Consider the following 2,831-nt stretch of genomic DNA (forward strand, 5'->3'; position numbering starts at 1 on the left):
GACGGCCGCCCGCGCGGGGACCTCCACGTGGGTACCCCGGGCCGCCACATGGCGCTCAACGCCCTCGCGGCCCTGCTCGCCGCCCGGGAGGTCGCGGGGGACGCCGGGATAGACGTCGAGGACTTCCTGGCCGGCCTGTCCGGCTTCGGGGGAGTGGGCCGACGCTTCGAGCCCAAGGGCACGGCGACCGTCCGCGGTGGTCGGGCGAGGGTCTTCGACGACTACGCGCACCATCCCACCGAGGTCAGGGCGGTGTTGAGCGCGGGGCGGGAGATCGTCTCCGCGGACGGCGGCCGTCTGATCGCCGTGTTCCAGCCCCACCTGTACTCCCGGACCCGCATCTTCGCCGAGGAGTTCGGGCGGGCCCTGTCCCTCGCCGACGAGGTGGTGGTGCTCGATGTGTACGGCGCGCGTGAGCAGCCCGAGCCGGGTGTCGACGGCGGACTCGTCGCCCGCCACGTCAGCTCCCCCGCCCACCACGTGCCCGACCTCGACACGGCCCTGGCCACGGTCTTCGAGGTCGTCCGGCCCGACGACGTGGTGTTCACCCTCGGGGCCGGGGACATCACGACGCTCGGCCCGAGGATCGTGGCCGGGCCCACGGGGAGCGGGACGGGGTCATGACGAGGGCCACCTCGTGAGGGGGACACCGCGGTGACCGATGAGCCACGCGAGGACGCGGTGGATCCGACGACGTCGGATGATCCCGACCGACGGCTCGCCGCGGCCGCCGTCCGTCGCTCCGACGAGCGGGTGCGCCACTCGGATCCCGCGGTCCGGGCCACCCTGCGCAGGCGGCGTCGCCGTACCAACCGCATCTACATCGGGCTCGGTGTGGCCCTGGTCGTCCTGCTGGTCGGGTACATCGCGATGTACTTCCTGCCGGTGTTCTCCGTCCGGCAGGTCCAGGTGACCGGGACCAGCACGATCCCGGTGGAGGCGGTGACCGAGCGGGCGGCGGTGTCCCCCGGTACCCCGTTGCTCCAGGTGGACACCCACGCGGTGGCGCGGCGTGTCGCGGGGATCCCCAGGGTCGACCAGGTCACGGTCACCCGCGACTACCCGTCGACCCTGCGGATCTCGCTCATCGAACGGACGGCCCTGGTCGTGGTCGAGGTCGACGGCGCACGGCATCTCGTCGACGGTCAGGGGATCGACTTCGGACAGGGTGACCCGCCTCCCGGCACGCCGGAACTCACCGTGGGGCAGGAGGCCCGCTCCGACCTGCCGGGGATCGTCCGTGACCTCTCGATCGTCTTCGCGGAGGTCCGGGGGACCGCGGGCCAGGAGATCGCGTCGGTCGACGTCGAGACGCCGGCGTCGATCGTGCTCACTCTCGTCGACGGCCGGATCGTCGAGTGGGGGGCCGCCGGCCGCGACCACGAGAAGGCGGTCGCGTTGCAGATGGTCCTCGAGCAGCCCGGCGAGATCTGGAACGTCTCCAATCCGGCACTGCCGGCGTCGCGGTAGACCGACACGCCCGCGAGCCTCGTGGACGGGCGGGGCCGGTGCCCCTACCGTGTGACCCGACGGCGGAAACCGCCTCTGACCAGCAACTTTAACCCTCAAGTAGAGGGTGAGGGTTGGGCGACAGTCTTTCGTCGAGACAGCATGCAACCGAGCACGACACCCCAAAGGAAGGCCGGGCCTCGATGAGCTCACCGCACAACTACCTCGCAGTCATCAAGGTCGTCGGAATCGGGGGCGGCGGTGTCAACGCCGTGAACAGGATGATCGACGAGGGCCTCAAGGGCGTCGAGTTCATCGCGGTGAACACCGATGCTCAGGCGCTCCTCATGTCCGACGCCGACGTCAAGCTCGACGTCGGTCGCGAACTCACCCGCGGCCTCGGTGCCGGGGCCGACCCGGAGGTCGGGCGCAAGGCGGCGGAGGACCACAAGGACGAGATCGAGGAGGTCCTCAAGGGTGCGGACATGGTCTTCGTCACGGCCGGGGAGGGCGGCGGTACCGGCACCGGTGGCGCGCCGGTCGTCGCGGCCATCGCGCGCAAGCTCGGCGCGCTCACCGTCGGCGTCGTCACCCGCCCGTTCTCCTTCGAGGGCAAGCGTCGCGGGGGACAGGCCGAGGCGGGGATCGAGGGCCTGCGCGAGGCCTGCGACACCCTTATCGTGATCCCCAACGACCGGCTGCTCCAGCTCGGGGACGCCGGCGTGTCCATGATGGAGGCCTTCAAGACCGCCGACGAGGTCCTCCTCAACGGCGTCCAGGGAATCACCGACCTCATCACCACCCCCGGCGTGATCAACGTCGACTTCGCCGACGTCAAGGGCGTCATGTCCGGGGCCGGCAGCGCGCTCATGGGGATCGGTTCCTCGCGGGGCGAGGGTCGGGCGTACAAGGCCGCCGAGGCCGCCATCAACTCGCCGCTGCTGGAGACGACGATGGAGGGCGCCAAGGGCGTACTCATGTCGATCGCCGGCGGCAGTGACCTGGGCCTGTTCGAGATCAACGAGGCCGCGACCCTCGTCCAGGAGGAGGCGCACCCCGACGCCAACATCATCTTCGGCACCGTCGTCGACGACTCCCTCGGCGACGAGGTGCGGGTGACCGTCATCGCCGCCGGGTTCGAGGGCGGCTCCCGGCAGACCTCCGGCTCGGGCCAGTCGCGGCGCGGCCGCCACCACCTCGACGACGAGGAGGTCCCGGGAGGGTCCGGAGAAACCGGTGGTGCCCCCGGGCTCGGATCGACCCCCCTCGACGGCGGGCGACGAGAGGAGCGCCGTGAGTCGGGTCAGGCCGGCGCGGGTTCCCAGGGATCGCGCCGCCGGGACGAGGACGACGACATCGACGTCCCCCCCTTCATGCGGCAC

The 2,831-nt window shown here is 71.4% G+C and carries 3 protein-coding genes; all 3 read left to right on the forward strand.

What is annotated here, in order from left to right; all coding sequences use genetic code 11:
- Window positions 1–624 (forward strand): glutamate ligase domain-containing protein (locus G6019_RS13815; RefSeq protein ID WP_304506209.1); only part of this gene is annotated, 624 nt, incomplete at its 5' end.
- Between the two features lie 30 nt (window positions 625–654).
- Window positions 655–1,470: a cell division protein FtsQ/DivIB gene (locus G6019_RS13820; protein ID WP_182613363.1), complete on the forward strand. Its 816-nt coding sequence runs from the start codon at window positions 655–657 to the stop codon at window positions 1,468–1,470.
- Window positions 1,471–1,652: 182 nt separating this feature from the next.
- On the forward strand, window positions 1,653–2,831 hold a 1,179-nt coding region (gene ftsZ / locus G6019_RS13825; RefSeq protein WP_182613364.1), incomplete at its 3' end, for a cell division protein FtsZ.

The organism is Dietzia sp. DQ12-76 (genome assembly GCF_014145045.1).
GTDB lineage: Bacteria > Actinomycetota > Actinomycetes > Mycobacteriales > Mycobacteriaceae > Dietzia.